This is a genomic window from Shewanella litorisediminis (assembly GCF_016834455.1).
Taxonomy (GTDB): domain Bacteria; phylum Pseudomonadota; class Gammaproteobacteria; order Enterobacterales; family Shewanellaceae; genus Shewanella; species Shewanella litorisediminis.
In genome coordinates, this window is record NZ_CP069213.1 from 791,508 (window position 1) to 810,908 (window position 19,401).

Sequence of the window (19,401 nt, forward strand, 5' to 3'; positions counted from 1 at the left end):
TTTACGAGTTGTCTGACGAGTGGCTCAAAAGCGTTGCGAATCGTCTGTCTGGTACTTCAGGGAGGGACAGATGCCGACTCCGCCCAAAAGCGAGCCTATTGTAGCAATAAAGCGCCGTCTTTGCCTCAAGACCTGAATAAAGGGGCAAACCCAGGGCAGGATCCCACTTTGAGTTGAACTTTTACACAGCCTTATGATCAGATCAGCATTAGTCATAACCAGCTGACAGACATGAATCTTTTGGAACACCTTGAAACACTGCCCGATCCTCGTAAGGAAATCAATCTTAAACACAACTTGGTTGACGTAGTCTTCCTGACACTCTCTGCCGTACTCAGCGGTGCAACCGGCTGGAAGTCGATCCAGGAGTTCGGTGAAGAACAACTCGACTGGTTACGGCAGTACCGCCAGTTTGAGTATGGTATCCCCAGACGACACTGTATCGCCAACATTATCAAAGCCTTGGATAGTGAGCTTCTGCTGCAAACGGTGTTCAGCTGGATCAACGAGAAACGGCAGAGCGAAGGTAAGTCGGTCATCGCTCTTGACGGTAAAACGATGCGCGGTGCGTGGAGTGACGACGTTAAAAATGCACTTCATGTCGTCAGTGCGTTCGATGTCAGCAACGGTGTCACGCTTTATCAGGACAGTTCGAATACCAAAGGCAAAGAAGCCGAGATTGCCCGAAACGTGATTGATGCCTTGGCACTGGATAACGCAATTGTCACGCTCGACGCGTTGCACTGCCAGGTCGCCACCATGAGCACAATTACACAGCGCAAAGGCGATTTCGTGATCCAGGTGAAGTCCAATCAAAAAGCGCTGCTTGAGGAAGTGCAGGCGTCATTCCGTAACCTTTATGACTCAAAGGAACTGGAAACGTATGAACAGTCCAACACCGGTCATGGCCGCAAGGAGTGCAGGACCGTGATGCAAACTGAAGCCGAGTTGTCACCAGACCTGAAAAAGAAATGGCCCCATATAAAGTCACTGATAGAGGTCGCCAGCGAGCGGACTGTTAATGGTAGCACATCATGTTCGTCACGTTGGTACGTCAGCTCCCTGCCAGTGGACGCTGAGGAAGCAGCTCGCACAATCCGCGACCACTGGGCCGTTGAGAACCAACTGCACTGGGTGCTGGACGTTGTTTTTCGCGAGGATGCTTTGAAAGTGTCAGATCCAGAGGGTGCTAAACATTTGGCCCTATTCAACCGTGCGGCACTAAGTGCAATAAAACAGCACAATGGCAAGAAAGACAGCCTTGCAGGTAAGCGCCGGCGTGCAGCTTGGAGCCCTGTATTTCGTTCAGAGCTGCTCTTTGGCTAAATTATGCACAAAGTGGAATCCCGCCCTGGGGGCAAACCAGACGTGGATGAATACAAAAAGCATGGTGTTTTTGCTTCGCGCTGCAAGTCTGCGTGAACAGGTTGAAGCCGAAGTCATGCCATCGCATACTAAACACGCGTCCACCGCAGTGATTCACCAATTGGCAGAAATGTATGGGCGATTAACAAGGAGTGGGTATCTATCCATTGTCTGCGAACCGAGGTCTGAAAGATCTCGAATGGTTTCGCACTGCTGATTTGAAGGCTGGTTCAGGGGCTTAATCAAAAAATTTGGCTGTTCTGACTTTGTCCCTTTGCCTGGCGCAGCTGGGATTTGCAGCTTACTTTTGCCGACTGTGGAAGAAGCGCTCGGCGTTGGCAAAAAGCATATCGCATTGCTTTTTCTGTTGGCCATATTCAACACTATCTTCTTCCAATGTATCAAGAACCGCTTTGGCAGTTTGATACTCACCGACCAGATGCTCGAACTTTTCGTCAAAATTATCTTTACGCACTTTTTTAGCGATTTTACGGTTAGATGGTTTACGCATAGTGTGCTCCTGTTACAATTCCAGCTTCTTTTTATCTTCACGAGCGATAAGAATATCTTCTATTCGCTTTCTGACGTGATGGCTGTTATTCGGCGTTTTGGGTTTTGAATTGTCACTCAGAGGTTTTTTGCCAGGCTTTTTAGTGCTCAAGGTGTGTTTCCTTTTCTGGTTGAATGTCAAAAGCTCCCAGGATTAAATCATGAGAGTTGCCAATTGCGCCTGTGCCTATAGACTCACCAATAGTTTTATTGATTTGTCATGTAATAGCAGGAATCAGTGATGAGTAAATAACGTGTTCTGTTGATATTATCGGTATTGATAACATGTGATGGTGATATTTGCTCTGCGGGGTTGTTGATTCAGCTTTGCAAATATTCAAGTTGTGTAGGTGCCTGCGTTGCCGTGGCAGCAGGCACCTCAGAAGTGCAAGCAGTTACGCCAGGGTGACGTTAGCGGCCTGTGGGCCTTTGCTGCCTTGCTCTACGTTGAACTGAACTTGCTGGCCTTCGGCTAATGTCTTAAAGCCATCTACGGCAATTGCTCTGAAGTGAACAAATACATCAGCACCACCGTTATCAGGGGTGATAAATCCAAAGCCTTTTGTTTCGTTGAACCATTTTACTAAACCAGTTGTTTTAATAGACATAAATATCTCGATATAAATTAAATTGAAGCTACAAATTGGAAATAAAGAAAAAGGAATCGCAGGATAAATATGACAAACTGATTCGTTTGAAACTGAGAAATACTTGAACTAAATATATCAATAGTAACTGTGCTCGTTGAGCTGCGATAACTATACACTTTGTCAGCAGAATAGATAGTTATTTCTCATTTTATTTTCTTGTTGAGCGATTTTTTTCTTGGCATTTTTAAAAGGGAGCGGGCGATAAAACCTTTTAAATCATACTGCTGGGTAGAAAATTTTAACCGTTCAATCTGTCTTTAAACGGTTCAGGCAAGTTGCAGAAAATTGGCGTCTCGAGTGCTCTTTTATGATGAACAGCTAAAATAAGTCGCCGTTAAACAGGGTTCCAACTCAGTCTGGCTCGGTGAAAAACAGGTTGGATTTAATGCAGGGTGAAAGCAGGCAGAAAAATGTGGCTGTTTTTATCTGCACCACGCCAACCTGAGCCTTGAACATCGCATGATGAAGCCACAAGACGGCTCTTTGGGGGCTGAGCCGTTTGGCGCAGTCGGCTGCAGGGGCGGTCAGGGATATTGCGCGCTAGGCTTTGCCACGACACCTTCTGTCTTTCACAGACACCCTCTGTCTGCCTCCATAGGTTCAGTCTCTATACGATTTGTCAGCAGATGGTGGCTTTATGGCGCGCATCGCATCCCAGCAGCAACAGATACCGCTGTATTGACGGGAAAATCCCTAGCGGGGCCAATCCTGGCGTCGTCAATCATGCCGGGCTTCGTGGGTGAGGGTGGGCATCAATCCACTGGCGCAGCCAGCCTCAAAGGAGGATATCCAGCGCCTCAGACTGAGGCACTGCCCGATGTCGTCTTGCCCGCTGACCCACTGCCTGACTTGGAGCTTGCGGCCTTGGCGTTAAGCTCGTCCACTTCAATCCCCAGGGACGCCGCAAGGTTTGAGAGCGCGTCGGCGCGGCTGTGGAAGATGGGCAGGTCGCTGTGGTGGTCAACGAAGTTGGCTTCCCACTTGTATTTGCGCGGCACCACCAGATACACATTACAGCCACAGTCTTTGGCATCCAGCAGCACGTTTTCGATGGCAAGGCCCGTGGTGGAGTCCATGTAGGGCACGCGGCACAAATCCAGCACCAGGGTTTCGGCAGACTTCACCGCAATGGATTCGCGCTGCAAGGTCTTGGCGACGCCGAAAATCATAGGTCCGCTCAGGCTCAAAAGCAGGGTGTTGGATTTCTCGTTGATGGCATCCAGCAGACGCTTTTCGTTGGGGCGCATGTCGGACGCTTCCCCCGAGTCGTTGATGGCGTTGATGTTGCGCTCCTGCAGCTGCGACAGGCGGTCGATGGTGATGAGGTTGGCGATAAACATGCCCACACCCACGGCCACAATCAAATCCACAAACACGGTCAGCACCATCACCACGTACATGGTCATGGCCGCCGAGTGCGACAATTGATGGGCGCGCTTTACAAAGGCCCAGTCGAGGATGTTAAGACCAACCTTGAAGGCAATGGCCGCCAGCACCGCCATCGGGATGTATTCCACTATGCCTGCGGCGAGGGAAAACACGATAAGCAAAGTCAGCACCCGCACCACACCCGCAAAGGCACTGCTGGCACCGGCCTGAATATTGACCACAGTACCCATGGTGGAGCCGGCGCCGGGCAGGCCACCGCACAGGCCCGATGCGATATTGCCAAGGCCCTGACCAATCAGTTCTTTGTTGGAGTCGTGCTCGACCCGGGTGAGGCGATCGGCAATCACCGCTGTGATCAGCGAATCGATACAGCCAAGGGCGCCCAGCATCACGGCGCTGACGAGCATGTGGGTCAGCTCGCCGTAGGTGAAGGTGGGAATGACCAGCGATGGCAGACCGATGTTGATTTCACCGATGCGGCGCACATCCTCTATGTCCAGCAGCAATACCGAGGCGAGGGTACAAAACACCAGCGCCAGCAGCTGGGGTGGCAAGCGCATCTTGATGAGTTTTGGCACAATTTGCATCAGCGCCAGTGCCGAGAGTGCCAGTGCCAGCTCCTGCCATTTGATATTGCTGATCAGTGTGGGCAGGGCTTCTATCACCCCCACGGCGCCGCCGCTGATGCCGGCAACCCCCACCAGATTGGGCAGCTGCAATATGATGAGCAGCACGCCGATGCCCGACATAAAACCCGAGATCACGCTGTAAGGCATCAGGGTGATGTAGCGACCAAATTTGAGCGCGCCGAGGATAATCTGCACCAGCCCCGCCAGCATCACCACGGTAAAGGCCATGGCGAGCCCCTTGTCGGGGTGGGTGGCGGTAAAGCTGGCAATCACGGCCGTGGTGACCACAGTCATGGGGCCTGTGGGTTCGGAAATCAGGGTGCGGGTGCCGCCAAAGAGGGCGGCAAACAGGCCCACCAGCAGGGCACCGTAAATACCGGCCTGGGCGCCGGCGCCGGAGGCCACACCGAAGGCCAGTGCCAGGGGCAGCGACACTATGGCGGCGGTCACTCCGCCCATGATATCGCTGGTGCGGGATTTGCTGTCAAAGGCGTTGAATATCGGCACGCTGGCTGTCCTTCAAAATGCGGCTGTGATCTTGGTCACGGAGTTTATAGGGATAGTCGGGCTTAGCCAAGGCGCAATCTTGCTGGTCGTACTAGGTTGAAAGAACAATCAAATCGCTCAGTCGAACACTCGAAGACCAGCTAAAAAACTGCCCCGCGATGCGGGGCAGTTGGCGGGGATGATCAGCGTGCGCCTGGCTCGGCGAAGCGGGTCATCCAGTCTTTGACCTCGTTGTACCAATAAATGGAATTATTGGGCTTGAGGATCCAGTGGTTCTCGTCGGGGAAGTAAATCATCCGCGATTCGATACCCTTGGTTTGCAGGGTGCGGAACAGCTCAAAGCCCTGGCCCACAGGTACGCGGTAGTCCAGCTGACCGTGAATAACCAGGGTCGGGGTCTTGAACTTGTCGGCGTGATAGTGGGGCGAGATAGTTTTGTAGATCTCGGGGTTTTCCCAAAAGCCGCCGAAGCGGGTGCTGTGCACGGCAAAGTCGGCTGCCATTTGCGAATACATGTTATACACGGCGGCGTGAATGAGCAGCGCCTTGAACGGATGCTCGGTGCCCAACAGTACCGAGGTCAGGTAGCCGCCGTAGCTCGCGCCACCGGCCACCATGCGTTCGGTATCAATCCAGGGCTGGGCTTCAAAGTATTTGGTGGCGGCCTGAATATCCGCCAGCGGCTTGGTGCGCCAGTCCGGGTTGATGGCATCGGCAAATTCCTGGCCAAAACCGCTGGAGCCGTGGAAGTTTGGCCAGGCGGTGACATAACCCCATGAGGAGAAGGTCTGGGCGTTCCAGCGGTAGCTGAACGAGTCGCCAATGGCATTGTGCGGCCCGCCGTGAATAAGCAGAAACAGCGGGTATTTCTTGCTCTTGTCAAAGCCCGGTGGATAGTGCACCCACATCTGGATGTCTTTGCCGTCTGCGCCCTTATAGGTCACGGACTCATAGTGGCCAAGGTCGGTTTGCCTCAGGAGCTCATCGTTGAACGTGTCCAGACGGGTGGTTTTGCCGTTCTTTACATCCACAGTCACCAGGCGAGGGGGATAGAGGAAGCTCTCGTTGGTGGCAACCAGGGTGTTTTTGTCGGCAACGGCCGGGGCGCCAAAGCTGGTGGCCTTGGTGATAGCCCTTGGTTTACCGGTTTTGGCATCGATTTGATACAGGCGCTGGGTGGCGGCGTCATCGATGTTGCTGAACAGGCTCTTGCCATCCTGGCTCCACACGAAACTGCCCAGGGAGCGATCCCAGCCATCGGTAAGGGATTTAAGCTTCTTGCTGTCCATGTCGTACAGCATCAGCCGCGCCGTATCGGCATAAAAGCCCTGAATATGCTGGCGACTGAAGGCGAGGGTATCGCCATCGGGGCTGAAGCTTGGGCTGTCATCCGGCGCCTTGTTGTCCGGCGTCAGGTTCTCGGCCTTGTTGCCGCCGATGCGGGCGAGGAAGAGGTCAATATTGGGGTCAACCTGGTTGTCCCAGCCGTTGGAGGTGAAGGCGATGTACTGCTCGTTGGCATCGATATCGTAGTCACCTGAACTTTGGCTTGAGCGTGGCAGCTCGCGGCCAAGGGGCTGGGTGATGGCTTCGACAGCGCCGCCACTTGCGGCAATGCGGAACACATGGGCCTGACGGTCTTCATCTATCCAGTGGTCGAATTGGGAATAGGGCAGGGCATTCCACTGACGGGCAGACAGCTTCTTGTCTTTGTCGGCCTTGATTTGCTCGGCCATCTCATCCCAGTTCTTTTGCGGCCACACATTGGCAATAAAGTAGAGGTGCTTGCCGACCCACTTGATGCCATACACACCTGTGGGTACCTCGGTCAGACGCTGGGCTTCGCCCGGGCCTGTCATCGGCAGCAGGTAAATCTGACCGGCGTCGTCTTTATCGCGCTTGCTGACAAAGGCGAGGGTGCTGCTGTCGGGGGAGAATACGGGCTCACTGGCACCCAGGCCTTCGGCGGTGATGGGGCGCTGCTTGTTGCCGTCGCGGTCAAACAGCCACAGACGGGTGTACCCCTTGTCTTCTTTGACATCGAAGCGGGTGACCGGCGCTATGATGTACTTGCCGTTGGGTGACACCACAGGCGAGCCGACTCGCTCGAGCTGCCACAGACGCTCGACGCTGAGCAGCCGATCGGATGGGCTAGGCTCACTGTTAGTTGCCTGTACGTTACTTGCCGTGGCGTTGGTTGCTGCTTTGCTTGGGTCGTCAGCCGCGTTTGACAGCAGCGGAAACAGACAAAGCGCTGTTATTAAATGGATCTTGTTCATGCAATGGGCTCCAGGATTGCGCTATCCACAGTCGTTGGGAATTCACCTCCTGCGGAGGTTTTCCTCTCAATGCCCTGCTGTGGCGATATTCCTTGGTGCCACAGAAAGGCATACCTCTTTTATTCGCTACCGGTGTAAGCCGGATAAGAATCAAGGCGATATCAGCTTACGACATCAACCTTTAACTTTCATTAATCCGGCATATGTGCAGCTATTCACAGAAAGCGGCCGGTGGCTCAATGTCTGAGGCGTTTTGGCGGTATTGTGTTTTCCAGTGGGGCAGAACATAAGTGAACAGCAGCTGTTACTCACGTTCTGCCTGATGTTGAGTGGCCCGCGCTATGGCTTAGGGGGTTTTGTTCCATTCTGCGCGGCGCCCACTTGGGGTATTGAGCAGCTGGATTATCTGCTGCTGATTGCTTATCACTGTTTCCAGCATGCCTTTTTGTTCATCAAGCTTTGCGTGGATACGATCTATCTCATTGTTAAGCAATTCAAGCTCATACTTAATGTCACTGTCGTGGTCTGAAAGCTGTGAGAGATGGCCTGCAAGCACGGCATTGACATGGTTTAACCCATCCCAGGTACCCTCTATTTCGGCAGAGTCCACGCCGCTGTCACAGAACTCAAAGTGCTCTACTACCCCTTCGGCTGCACCCACTACCAGTTCGGCTGCAAAAAGCACCACGTCAGCAGGAATGCATGCAAGGGAGGTGTTACCACCGGCTCCGGCAACGACTGCGGTTTGATCGCACGCTCTGGAGAGTCCGGACCAGATGACCTTCGCTGATTCCAGTGCAATTCTGCCCGCCTGAATCGCATCGACTGCAATTTGCAGCGCCAGATCATCGGAACGCTCCGGGCTATAGGGACAGTAGTCAGCGTTGGGATAATCGAGGTCGTCCGGGAAGGCGCCGGCTACCATGGGTTGCACCTGTGCATCCATCTGGGGCACAGCTTGAAAGGCAGCCCGGTTGTCCATGTACTTCTGGACCGACAGATTGCTGTTCAGACTATCAACCACCTCCACCGCCTGCTGAATATCTTTGAGCGTCGATATCATGTTATCGAGTGTTTGCTGTTGATAGATACGCTCCAGATCCTGATCGGACAGGGCGCGGATGGATGCGCGGATTTGCTCTGCTTCAGTTTGTCTGCCCTGAGCAGCGATGAGTTCGGCGATGGTTTGCCAACTCTGTCTCAGCTCATAAGCATTTTGTGCCACTGCATTGGATAGGGGTGCTAATGCCAACAGCATAACCAACATCAACATACGGGTGAGAATCACAGCTCCGTGTTTCAACATAAAAACCTCCTGTTTACTACAACCACTGCCCATGGCTTGTCCATTCAGCCGAGAAAAGCCAAAGGCTTACATAGATGGGCGTTGGCCATTCATCTCTATTCACGGGGTGGGTCTCTGACTACGCGGGTAGGTAACAGCGGTAAATGGCCGTGGTTAAGTGTAGTCTCGCAGTGCATTAGTCATATTTTTTGTATGGTTAATTGGTACTGCCCTTGGTGTCCCGGCGTCTTGACAGCATGGTGAGTTTCTTCTCGTATTAATGTCCGGGTTTTGATGGGGTTAGCCAGTATTTAGCGTCTGAATTTGTTGATTATTATTGCCTGATGGTACGCATCGGTCAGACATTGACCGGCATCAGCCCAACACAAAGCCCCCTCCAGCCACTAGGGTGAATGACACGGGCAAGGGAATAACTGACTTAACAATGAGGGCATCGACCAACTGGTGAAGTGCTGTGATTATGGAAGAGCAAGGCGGCAGGTGACGTAAAGGCTGGCCACATTACCTGCGGCCAGCCTGTCTCCAGAGCGGAATTAAAGTAGCTGACAGGCCTCGTCGAAACTCAGCCTCGGGGCCCTGGGATGCAGCTTGTTGCTGTCGCCATAGCCAAGGTTGCAAAGGAAGTTGCTGCGAGTGCAGCCAGCGGTGAAAAACTCCTGCTCATCGGGGTAGGCCTGCTGACCGGCCGCGAAGAATTCCTGATCCACCTTGGCATTGTCGAAGCCGGACATGGGACCGCAGTCCAGCCCCAGGGCGCGGGCTGCGAGGATGAAATACGCCCCCTGCAGCGAGCTGTTGCGCCGGGCGGTAACCTCGGCAAGCTCAGGCGCCTTGATAAACATCTCTTTCATCGCCGGATTGTGGGGCGCAAGCTTGGGTAAGCGTTCGTAGAAGCGCAGGTCGTAGCCTATGATGGCAGTCACCGGCGCCGCCATGGTCTTTTCTACATTGCCCGAGGCCAGCGCCGGCAGCAGCCGCTGTTTGGCGGCCTCGCTGCGCAGAAAGAGTATCCGCGCCGGGCTGCCATTGACACTGGTGGGCGCCCATTTCATCAGCTAATAAATTTGCTTCAATGTGTTATCGGAAACGGGCTTATCCAGCCAGTGGCCGTGGGTGCGGGCCGTGCGGAACAGGGTGTCCAGGGCTTCATCGGTTAACGGCGTGTTCATCGGGTCCTCCTGCGTGCCGCCTGTGTATGCCCTTAAGGTATAAACCGCGACACAGCCCCTTGCCACGAACGCCAGGCGAATGAAGCACCTGTTTACTGAAACCCACATGATTGCGCTGTGGCGACCCAATCAGTTCCACCTAGAGTTCTTTGGCGGACCACGTGGCTTCGGATTCCCCCCGGTACCCCCCGTCTTCGGCGGTATCGCACTGGTCGTACTCAACTGTTCGGGGAAATAGCCCTTCTGCACAAGCTCAAGTTGGGGGAAAAGCAAGGCTATGCCTGTCTTTTGTTCTGGGGCGCCAGCTTTTACACAAAGTGCACGGTCAAGCCCGACCTTTCTGTTTAAACATCAGGTCAGAGCAACGCCACTTAAGTCAGTCATCAGCAAAAGCACAGACAGGGTCACAGGCAAGGCGTACAGCGGATGACTATCCGAGGGATAAAAGCACCTTGCGTTCAGCGGAGCGTCCATATATGTCCGTTTTCTTCTGCTGGAACTGGCGTACCCGCTTCGGCTTGCTTGACGATCGCCATAATTTGGCTATCGGTTAATTTACGGGGTGATTACAATTTGACAAATATTTAACTTTAACGTTCAATTAAGGAAGGTGCGAATAAGTTCGAGACGTGAGATCTTGGTGTCGTGACCTGAACCATGGATGAGTAACCGGATGAGCCAGCAGCTGACTTTTGCCGACAGTGAGTTTTCCAGTAAACGCCGCCAGACCCGCAAAGAAGTCTTCCTTGGCAGAATGGATGACTTGCTTCCCTGGGACAAATTACTTGGCGTTATTGAGCCTGTGTATCCCAAGGCCGGTAATGGTCGCAGGCCCTATCCACTGGAAACCATGCTGCGCATTCACTGTATGCAGCAATGGTACAACCTGAGCGATGAGGCCATGGAAGATGCGCTCTATGAAATCGCCTCCATGCGCCAATTTGCCCGCCTGTCACTGGATAAAGCCATTCCAGACCGCACCACTATCATGAATTTCAGGCATTTGCTGGAGCAGCATAAACTGGCCCGCAAAATCTTCAGTACCGTTAATCAATGGCTGGCAGAGTGTGGCGTTCTGATGACCCAGGGAACCCTGGTGGATGCCACGATAATTCAAGCCCCCAGTTCCACCAAAAACAAAGACAGCAGCCGCGACGAAGACATGCACCAAGCCAAGAAAGGTAACCAGTGGTACTTCGGCATGAAAGCGCACATCGGGGTGGACGCCAAAAGTGGCCTGACCCACAGCTTGGTGACCACGGCGGCTAACGAGCACGACCTCAATCAGGTTGGTAAGTTACTGCATGGCGATGAAGAATTTATCTCAGCAGATGCTGGCTATCAGGGTGCCGAAAAGCGCGATGAGCTTTGCCATGTCAGCGCGGACTGGCTTATCGCCGAGCGTCCCGGCAAGGTGAATGCATTAAAGAAACACCCGCGCAAGAACAAGCTGACCATACGGTATGAATACCTGAAAGCGAGTATCCGAGCCAAGGTTGAGCATCCATTTCGGATAGTTAAATGTCAGTTTGGTTTCGTCAAAGCCAAGTACAAGGGGCTGGCTAAAAACGACAGTCAGCTGGCGATGTTATTCACCCTGGCGAACCTGGTTCGAGTGGACCAATTGATACGGGCACAGGCGAGATCTACCTAAAATGGGAAAATTGGCCTGAAACAGGGCCAAAATCAGCAACGAAGAGACGATTTTTGGCTGAAAATTGGAAAATTGAGCCACTGGACGTTGATAACGATGAGTTGGGGCGTCATGTAGGGAGAAGCTGACTACTTAATCGCAGCTTCCCTAACGAAGGGCAGGGCAGGATCCCACTTTGAGTTGAACTTTTACACAGCCTTATGATCAGATCAGCATTAGTCATAACCAGCTGACAGACATGAATCTTTTGGAACACCTTGAAACACTGCCCGATCCTCGTAAGGAAATCAATCTTAAACACAACTTGGTTGACGTAGTCTTCCTGACACTCTCTGCCGTACTCAGCGGTGCAACCGGCTGGAAGTCGATCCAGGAGTTCGGTGAAGAACAACTCGACTGGTTACGGCAGTACCGCCAGTTTGAGTATGGTATCCCCAGACGACACTGTATCGCCAACATTATCAAAGCCTTGGATAGTGAGCTTCTGCTGCAAACGGTGTTCAGCTGGATCAACGAGAAACGGCAGAGCGAAGGTAAGTCGGTCATCGCTCTTGACGGTAAAACGATGCGCGGTGCGTGGAGTGACGACGTTAAAAATGCACTTCATGTCGTCAGTGCGTTCGATGTCAGCAACGGTGTCACGCTTTATCAGGACAGTTCGAATACCAAAGGCAAAGAAGCCGAGATTGCCCGAAACGTGATTGATGCCTTGGCACTGGATAACGCAATTGTCACGCTCGACGCGTTGCACTGCCAGGTCGCCACCATGAGCACAATTACACAGCGCAAAGGCGATTTCGTGATCCAGGTGAAGTCCAATCAAAAAGCGCTGCTTGAGGAAGTGCAGGCGTCATTCCGTAACCTTTATGACTCAAAGGAACTGGAAACGTATGAACAGTCCAACACCGGTCATGGCCGCAAGGAGTGCAGGACCGTGATGCAAACTGAAGCCGAGTTGTCACCAGACCTGAAAAAGAAATGGCCCCATATAAAGTCACTGATAGAGGTCGCCAGCGAGCGGACTGTTAATGGTAGCACATCATGTTCGTCACGTTGGTACGTCAGCTCCCTGCCAGTGGACGCTGAGGAAGCAGCTCGCACAATCCGCGACCACTGGGCCGTTGAGAACCAACTGCACTGGGTGCTGGACGTTGTTTTTCGCGAGGATGCTTTGAAAGTGTCAGATCCAGAGGGTGCTAAACATTTGGCCCTATTCAACCGTGCGGCACTAAGTGCAATAAAACAGCACAATGGCAAGAAAGACAGCCTTGCAGGTAAGCGCCGGCGTGCAGCTTGGAGCCCTGTATTTCGTTCAGAGCTGCTCTTTGGCTAAATTATGCACAAAGTGGAATCCCGCCCTGTAACGAAGGGAGGTATCAGGGACGTGCGAACTTAGAGATTTACAGATGGTATGTCTGTGGGAAGAAGGTGAGTTGCAACATTCAGCGCGAAAAAACAGCGCCATTAACGTCAACAAAGTAGTCGCAGCTGGAGTTTTTACCTCAAAATCAATACTCAGCGTTATTAATTCCAAGGCAGGTCTAAATGTACACAGTGCTAAATATCCAGTACCAAGGGTTCAAAAAAAGTGAGTTTGACGACGGATATTCGATACTGAAACTTGGGTTGAAATGTATTAGTCGCGACTTGATCTGACACATCATCTTGAAAAGGTGAGAGTTACCCGTTTTGATAAAGGTGTCGAATCTTCAATCAAAACAAAAGAGGTAACTCTCATGCTGCATACTAACAACCCCATCATTAAACACAAAGCAGGTTTGCTGAATCTCGCTGAGGAGCTCGGCAACGTTTCCAAAGCCTGCAAGGTTATGGGCGTGTCCCGTGACACCTTCTATCGCTATCGTGAACTGGTTGAGGATGGCGGCATTGATGCGCTTATCAACCGCTCCAGACGCACGCCCAATCTGAAAAATCGTGTTGATGACCATATAGAGCAAGCTGTCATTGATTACGCCATTGAGTTTCCCGCCTATGGTCAAACCCGAACCAGCAACGAACTGCGCAAGCAGGGCGTCTTTGTTTCCGGCAGCGGCGTACGTTCAATTTGGCTCAGGCACGGGCTGGAAAACCTCAAGAAGCGCCTGGTCGCATTGGAAGCAAAGATGGAGCGCGATGGCATCATTCTGACAGAAGCGCAGGTGGCAGCCCTGGAAAAGAAAGCCCAGGACGATGAGGCCTGCGGTGAAATTGAAACCCATCATCCTGGCTATCTGGGCTCACAGGACACCTTTTACGTCGGCAACCTCAAAGGTGTGGGGCGGATATACCAGCAGACCTTCGTCGATACCTACAGTAAGGTCGCCTTTGCCAAGCTCTACACCACCAAAACCCCAATCACCTCTGCCGACCTGTTGAACGACAGAGTATTGCCGTTTTTCGAAGCTCAGGCGCTGCCGATGCTGCGTATTCTCACTGACCGGGGCACCGAGTACTGCGGTAAGGTTGAGCAGCACGATTATCAGCTGTATCTGGCCATCAATGATATCGACCACACGAAAACCAAAGCCAGACATCCACAGACAAACGGTATCTGCGAGCGTTTCCACAAGACCATTCTGAATGAGTTCTATCAGGTCACGTTCCGCAAAAAGCTGTATAGCACACTGGAGGAGCTGCAAAAAGACTTGGACGAATGGCTGGCGCTGTACAACAATGAGCGCACCCATCAGGGCAAAATGTGCTGCGGTCGCACACCGATGGCGACATTAATTGATGGAAAACGGGTTTGGGCTGAAAAGAATTTAGCCCAAATCTAATCTGACAACGGCACCCCAAAATCGGGTAACTGTCAGATCAGGTCTGAGCTATTACAGTTGAAAACATACTTACTTATGCTCTGCCTATTTTCGTGCTTAGCGCAAGCGCAAACGAGCCTCGATGATGAAAACCCTCCCGAAAAGGACGAGCTATGGCATCAACTGGCATCCAGCATCGTCAATGCACTCGATGATACACCAACCGGCTTGAGTGTTTCAGCTACCCGAGAAACCCATTTGAAGTTGTTCCCTCTCAAAGAGCCAAAATTGTTTGAAAAGCTATTCGCAAATGCGCAAGGAATGGATGGTTTTTTCATTGAAGAATTCGAATTGCCTGTTGGTCGAGTGATAAATTTAATTTACGATGAATCAACCTGGCGCCGATTTGGGGTCGGGTTGCTTTATCAACAGGGTACTTGGCATCGATTTTATCTTGCGGGCGTCTCCAGCAAAAGTTTTACCCCAATGTTCGATGTAACACAAGTTGGCACGAATACCATTGACGCCGTGGTTTGCATTAAAGACTGCAGCTGGTGGGGTAAAAATATCAGAGTGAGAGTTGATCTTGAACTGCGCAAAGTTCACTTTGTAGAAGAAGCCGAGACGGACTATCTGTCTTGGGTAACGGAACAATAAGTTAATGAATTGGCACGGGCTGAGTGCCAAGTTAGCTAGCGTATGGAACATTTTTGAAAGCTGGCTTGCGACGGTGATCTCCAAAGGGGAGGATGCTCAGCTCACACGTCTTCAAAGGTGAAAAATAAATAGGAAATCACTTCATCAATGGACAACCAATTCTCGAATGGCTGACTCACGTTGAGTTATACTTTGGCGCCGATGCATACGCAAGCGCAGACAATCGGTAGGGAAGAATAAGGAGTCGATCATGGGCAATAGTCAACTGAAAATCATTGCGTTAGCAGTATTGAGTGTATGTTCAAACGTCGCCAAAGCGAATGACACTGTACAACCCACAGAACAAGCCGCTGAAAATGCAAATGTTCCTGTCGCTTCAGATGCTCGCTTTTACGAGGAAAATGGGTTGACTTATTCCTCAGATTTGACAGAACTCAAAAAAGTTGACCGTCGGAAAAAGAAATCTAAATCCTCCCCAGCCTATTTAGATGCGGTCGGCCACATCATTGTCTACCATAATGATGGGCAAAAAAACACCTGCTCAGGAACCCTTATCTCTACCATCCCAGGGCAATCCAGCCGAACCATTCAATCCGCCGGCCATTGTTTTGGTGATACCGAAACAAATAAGAAAAGTGATATAAAAAAAATCACTTGGAATGTCACGACTAAGTCAGGACAGAAAATCAGCAAAACATTGCGGATTGAATATCTGAATCTTAGGGCTGATGATGCCATCCTATCATTTGAAGGAAAAATTCCATTTTCAACGATTCAACCTGCACTTGTAGACGCAGAAGTTGTATTGGAAGTAGGTGATATGCTGCTTTACAACAACGATGCCAATATCGTAGTCGCAGGCCATAGTGCCAATGACTACAAGGGTGATAGGGGATTGACCTTGACCTATGATGATTCGATTCAATTGAGGAATTATCATTATCGACCAGACCTTTTCTTGATTGATTCTTTAGAAACCGTTGTTTTCAGTGGCGCCAGCGGTGGCGCAGTATTGGTCAATACGGACCTATCAGAGGAGGGTGTTCAAAATCCTTATGGGCAGATGTTATACGCCGGGACTATTTTGTCTCTTGCGGGCCACCACGTACTCTATAGGGAGTCAAATGTTAGTAGTACTACAGGTGGCAAATATATGAATTTTCGCAGTTACGAGATGATAGACATTGAGTTGGTCAATAGGCTCAATCAATGATGTTAACCCAAACGCAAACAGCTGTGGATCGATTTGGCGAATGTCAGCTGAGATAATCCTCGCTTTTGGGCAGAAGAATATCGGAAAGATGATTTTTACCTCCATTTCCTCTGGTGTGCCATTATATGGTGAGTACTATTGAAAATATGTGTTTTGATGTAAAACACTTTCAATGAGTGGCCATGCACGGCTATACCGCCACGGCTCTTCCCACCAAGCGCATGTGTCTGAAAGATGTGACGCCAGTGTTTCACAAAAAAGTTGTTTTGCATTTAACGAGCCTGCAGGGATTAAACTTTGATAATAGGGCTCGTTAAATAGGTCTATCAGTGCTTCGTTCAGGGCAGGATCCCACTTTGAGTTGAACTTTTACACAGCCTTATGATCAGATCAGCATTAGTCATAACCAGCTGACAGACATGAATCTTTTGGAACACCTTGAAACACTGCCCGATCCTCGTAAGGAAATCAATCTTAAACACAACTTGGTTGACGTAGTCTTCCTGACACTCTCTGCCGTACTCAGCGGTGCAACCGGCTGGAAGTCGATCCAGGAGTTCGGTGAAGAACAACTCGACTGGTTACGGCAGTACCGCCAGTTTGAGTATGGTATCCCCAGACGACACTGTATCGCCAACATTATCAAAGCCTTGGATAGTGAGCTTCTGCTGCAAACGGTGTTCAGCTGGATCAACGAGAAACGGCAGAGCGAAGGTAAGTCGGTCATCGCTCTTGACGGTAAAACGATGCGCGGTGCGTGGAGTGACGACGTTAAAAATGCACTTCATGTCGTCAGTGCGTTCGATGTCAGCAACGGTGTCACGCTTTATCAGGACAGTTCGAATACCAAAGGCAAAGAAGCCGAGATTGCCCGAAACGTGATTGATGCCTTGGCACTGGATAACGCAATTGTCACGCTCGACGCGTTGCACTGCCAGGTCGCCACCATGAGCACAATTACACAGCGCAAAGGCGATTTCGTGATCCAGGTGAAGTCCAATCAAAAAGCGCTGCTTGAGGAAGTGCAGGCGTCATTCCGTAACCTTTATGACTCAAAGGAACTGGAAACGTATGAACAGTCCAACACCGGTCATGGCCGCAAGGAGTGCAGGACCGTGATGCAAACTGAAGCCGAGTTGTCACCAGACCTGAAAAAGAAATGGCCCCATATAAAGTCACTGATAGAGGTCGCCAGCGAGCGGACTGTTAATGGTAGCACATCATGTTCGTCACGTTGGTACGTCAGCTCCCTGCCAGTGGACGCTGAGGAAGCAGCTCGCACAATCCGCGACCACTGGGCCGTTGAGAACCAACTGCACTGGGTGCTGGACGTTGTTTTTCGCGAGGATGCTTTGAAAGTGTCAGATCCAGAGGGTGCTAAACATTTGGCCCTATTCAACCGTGCGGCACTAAGTGCAATAAAACAGCACAATGGCAAGAAAGACAGCCTTGCAGGTAAGCGCCGGCGTGCAGCTTGGAGCCCTGTATTTCGTTCAGAGCTGCTCTTTGGCTAAATTATGCACAAAGTGGAATCCCGCCCTGGTGCTTCGTTTAGCTCATTATTTTTAACTACTTCATCATTATCGCTTAAAGCAAGCAAAATAATATTATTTAGCTGCTGACGAATTACTTGAGGTGGCAAGCCATCATCAAGCATAGGTGTATTGTAAAATTTATCATCAGGTTGACTCATAGACTGTATTAAAAAACTTGCTTGAACTATCCACTCGTTTATATCGAGCAATATAAAGCAGGCATTCTTAGCTATGTCGATGCGTTTAAAACCAATAGCTAGAGTCGTGTTGTTAGCGTGCAGGGCCAGGCAGCGGGGGCTGCCAAATTCAATAGTTTCTATTATCTCGTCATTTAGCCAATATTTGAGTGAGCCAGTTGCATCCAAGCTCAACCATCCTTTATTTTCTGCAAGATGGCTAATAGCAACAATGCTTAAATTTTGTGTTTTTTTTAAAGTAGATTTTTTACTTGTAGCGCGAAAGATATCACTAGATTCTATCTTATGATAACTCCACTTATCTTGCTTATTCCAGCGGTGAAGTTGACCACTTTTATCCCCGGATATAAAACTACTGGAGTAAGGCTGCTGGTCTAAGGAAGGTGCGAATAAGTTCGAGACGTGAGATCTTGGTGTCGTGACCTGAACCATGGATGAGTAACCGGATGAGCCAGCAGCTGACTTTTGCCGACAGTGAGTTTTCCAGTAAACGCCGCCAGACCCGCAAAGAAGTCTTCCTTGGCAGAATGGATGACTTGCTTCCCTGGGACAAATTACTTGGCGTTATTGAGCCTGTGTATCCCAAGGCCGGTAATGGTCGCAGGCCCTATCCACTGGAAACCATGCTGCGCATTCACTGTATGCAGCAATGGTACAACCTGAGCGATGAGGCCATGGAAGATGCGCTCTATGAAATCGCCTCCATGCGCCAATTTGCCCGCCTGTCACTGGATAAAGCCATTCCAGACCGCACCACTATCATGAATTTCAGGCATTTGCTGGAGCAGCATAAACTGGCCCGCAAAATCTTCAGTACCGTTAATCAATGGCTGGCAGAGTGTGGCGTTCTGATGACCCAGGGAACCCTGGTGGATGCCACGATAATTCAAGCCCCCAGTTCCACCAAAAACAAAGACAGCAGCCGCGACGAAGACATGCACCAAGCCAAGAAAGGTAACCAGTGGTACTTCGGCATGAAAGCGCACATCGGGGTGGACGCCAAAAGTGGCCTGACCCACAGCTTGGTGACCACGGCGGCTAACGAGCACGACCTCAATCAGGTTGGTAAGTTACTGCATGGCGATGAAGAATTTATCTCAGCAGATGCTGGCTATCAGGGTGCCGAAAAGCGCGATGAGCTTTGCCATGTCAGCGCGGACTGGCTTATCGCCGAGCGTCCCGGCAAGGTGAATGCATTAAAGAAACACCCGCGCAAGAACAAGCTGACCATACGGTATGAATACCTGAAAGCGAGTATCCGAGCCAAGGTTGAGCATCCATTTCGGATAGTTAAATGTCAGTTTGGTTTCGTCAAAGCCAAGTACAAGGGGCTGGCTAAAAACGACAGTCAGCTGGCGATGTTATTCACCCTGGCGAACCTGGTTCGAGTGGACCAATTGATACGGGCACAGGCGAGATCTACCTAAAATGGGAAAATTGGCCTGAAACAGGGCCAAAATCAGCAACGAAGAGACGATTTTTGGCTGAAAATTGGAAAATTGAGCCACTGGACGTTGATAACGATGAGTTGGGGCGTCATGTAGGG

General features: G+C 50.9%; 16 protein-coding genes. 8 read left to right on the forward strand and 8 right to left on the reverse strand.

The features are described 5' to 3' along the window. Window positions 1-231: 231 nt before the first annotated feature. Window positions 232-1,326, forward strand: a complete 1,095-nt coding sequence (locus tag JQC75_RS03465) for an ISAs1 family transposase (RefSeq protein ID WP_203324635.1) — start codon at window positions 232-234, stop codon at window positions 1,324-1,326. Window positions 1,327-1,666: 340 nt separating this feature from the next. Here the strand turns inward: JQC75_RS03465 and JQC75_RS03470 are convergent, their stop codons facing one another. From JQC75_RS03470 to JQC75_RS18990, 7 genes are all read right to left on the reverse strand, one after another. After that, complete coding sequence (locus tag JQC75_RS03470; protein WP_203326103.1) at window positions 1,667-1,876, reverse strand: hypothetical protein; 210 nt, start codon at window positions 1,874-1,876, stop codon at window positions 1,667-1,669. 433 nt (window positions 1,877-2,309) lie between these two features. Continuing rightward, the gene (gene cspE, locus JQC75_RS03475; protein ID WP_203326104.1) at window positions 2,310-2,522 is read right to left on the reverse strand and encodes a transcription antiterminator/RNA stability regulator CspE; all 213 of its coding nucleotides are present in this window, start codon (window positions 2,520-2,522) and stop codon (window positions 2,310-2,312) included. Between the two features lie 839 nt (window positions 2,523-3,361). Beyond that, on the reverse strand, window positions 3,362-5,089 hold the full coding sequence (locus JQC75_RS03480) for a SulP family inorganic anion transporter (RefSeq protein ID WP_203326105.1): 1,728 nt from the start codon (window positions 5,087-5,089) through the stop codon (window positions 3,362-3,364). 182 nt (window positions 5,090-5,271) lie between these two features. Continuing rightward, the gene (locus JQC75_RS03485; RefSeq protein ID WP_203326106.1) at window positions 5,272-7,368 is read right to left on the reverse strand and encodes a S9 family peptidase; all 2,097 of its coding nucleotides are present in this window, start codon (window positions 7,366-7,368) and stop codon (window positions 5,272-5,274) included. Between the two features lie 346 nt (window positions 7,369-7,714). Then, window positions 7,715-8,674: a hypothetical protein gene (locus JQC75_RS03490; RefSeq protein ID WP_203326107.1), complete on the reverse strand. Its 960-nt coding sequence runs from the start codon at window positions 8,672-8,674 to the stop codon at window positions 7,715-7,717. A gap of 533 nt (window positions 8,675-9,207) precedes the next feature. Continuing rightward, complete coding sequence (locus tag JQC75_RS03495; RefSeq protein WP_239002073.1) at window positions 9,208-9,726, reverse strand: malonic semialdehyde reductase; 519 nt, start codon at window positions 9,724-9,726, stop codon at window positions 9,208-9,210. A gap of 468 nt (window positions 9,727-10,194) precedes the next feature. Further along, a complete protein-coding gene (locus JQC75_RS18990; protein ID WP_275403205.1) occupies window positions 10,195-10,317 on the reverse strand; it encodes a hypothetical protein in 123 nt (40 codons plus the stop codon). 199 nt (window positions 10,318-10,516) lie between these two features. On the opposite strand from JQC75_RS18990, the gene JQC75_RS03500 reads away from it, so the two are divergent. From JQC75_RS03500 to JQC75_RS03525, 6 genes are all read left to right on the forward strand, one after another. After that, window positions 10,517-11,497, forward strand: a complete 981-nt coding sequence (locus tag JQC75_RS03500; RefSeq protein ID WP_203326108.1) for an IS5 family transposase — start codon at window positions 10,517-10,519, stop codon at window positions 11,495-11,497. 238 nt (window positions 11,498-11,735) lie between these two features. Continuing rightward, window positions 11,736-12,830 carry an ISAs1 family transposase gene (locus JQC75_RS03505; protein ID WP_203324635.1) on the forward strand — a complete coding sequence of 365 codons (1,095 nt, stop codon included), beginning with the start codon at window positions 11,736-11,738 and terminating at the stop codon, window positions 12,828-12,830. A gap of 403 nt (window positions 12,831-13,233) precedes the next feature. Continuing rightward, entirely contained in the window at window positions 13,234-14,274 is a 1,041-nt protein-coding gene (locus tag JQC75_RS03510) for an IS481 family transposase (RefSeq protein WP_203324101.1), read from the forward strand. Window positions 14,275-14,331: 57 nt separating this feature from the next. Next, entirely contained in the window at window positions 14,332-14,910 is a 579-nt protein-coding gene (locus JQC75_RS03515; protein ID WP_203326109.1) for a hypothetical protein, read from the forward strand. 250 nt (window positions 14,911-15,160) lie between these two features. Beyond that, entirely contained in the window at window positions 15,161-16,123 is a 963-nt protein-coding gene (locus JQC75_RS03520; RefSeq protein ID WP_203326110.1) for a hypothetical protein, read from the forward strand. 419 nt (window positions 16,124-16,542) lie between these two features. After that, window positions 16,543-17,637, forward strand: coding sequence for an ISAs1 family transposase (locus JQC75_RS03525; protein ID WP_203324635.1), 1,095 nt, complete (start codon window positions 16,543-16,545; stop codon window positions 17,635-17,637). Here the strand turns inward: JQC75_RS03525 and JQC75_RS03530 are convergent. Further along, window positions 17,634-18,287, reverse strand: coding sequence for a hypothetical protein (locus JQC75_RS03530; protein ID WP_203326111.1), 654 nt, complete (start codon window positions 18,285-18,287; stop codon window positions 17,634-17,636). The two genes, JQC75_RS03525 and JQC75_RS03530, sit on opposite strands and share 4 nt — an antisense overlap. 14 nt (window positions 18,288-18,301) lie before the next feature. On the opposite strand from JQC75_RS03530, the gene JQC75_RS03535 reads away from it, so the two are divergent. Beyond that, window positions 18,302-19,282, forward strand: a complete 981-nt coding sequence (locus tag JQC75_RS03535) for an IS5 family transposase (RefSeq protein ID WP_203326108.1) — start codon at window positions 18,302-18,304, stop codon at window positions 19,280-19,282. Window positions 19,283-19,401: the final 119 nt, after the last annotated feature.

Coding starts and splice junctions, on each gene's coding strand:
- JQC75_RS03465 (WP_203324635.1), top strand. CDS start 232: ATGAATCTTTTGGAACACCTTGAAACACTGCCCGATCCTCGTAAGGAA.
- JQC75_RS03470 (WP_203326103.1), bottom strand. CDS start 1,876: ATGCGTAAACCATCTAACCGTAAAATCGCTAAAAAAGTGCGTAAAGAT.
- cspE (WP_203326104.1), bottom strand. CDS start 2,522: ATGTCTATTAAAACAACTGGTTTAGTAAAATGGTTCAACGAAACAAAA.
- JQC75_RS03485 (WP_203326106.1), bottom strand. CDS start 7,368: ATGAACAAGATCCATTTAATAACAGCGCTTTGTCTGTTTCCGCTGCTG.
- JQC75_RS03490 (WP_203326107.1), bottom strand. CDS start 8,674: ATGTTGAAACACGGAGCTGTGATTCTCACCCGTATGTTGATGTTGGTT.
- JQC75_RS03495 (WP_239002073.1), bottom strand. CDS start 9,726: ATGAAATGGGCGCCCACCAGTGTCAATGGCAGCCCGGCGCGGATACTC.
- JQC75_RS18990 (WP_275403205.1), bottom strand. CDS start 10,317: ATGGACGCTCCGCTGAACGCAAGGTGCTTTTATCCCTCGGATAGTCAT.
- JQC75_RS03500 (WP_203326108.1), top strand. CDS start 10,517: ATGAGCCAGCAGCTGACTTTTGCCGACAGTGAGTTTTCCAGTAAACGC.
- JQC75_RS03505 (WP_203324635.1), top strand. CDS start 11,736: ATGAATCTTTTGGAACACCTTGAAACACTGCCCGATCCTCGTAAGGAA.
- JQC75_RS03510 (WP_203324101.1), top strand. CDS start 13,234: ATGCTGCATACTAACAACCCCATCATTAAACACAAAGCAGGTTTGCTG.
- JQC75_RS03520 (WP_203326110.1), top strand. CDS start 15,161: ATGGGCAATAGTCAACTGAAAATCATTGCGTTAGCAGTATTGAGTGTA.
- JQC75_RS03525 (WP_203324635.1), top strand. CDS start 16,543: ATGAATCTTTTGGAACACCTTGAAACACTGCCCGATCCTCGTAAGGAA.
- JQC75_RS03530 (WP_203326111.1), bottom strand. CDS start 18,287: ATGGTTCAGGTCACGACACCAAGATCTCACGTCTCGAACTTATTCGCA.
- JQC75_RS03535 (WP_203326108.1), top strand. CDS start 18,302: ATGAGCCAGCAGCTGACTTTTGCCGACAGTGAGTTTTCCAGTAAACGC.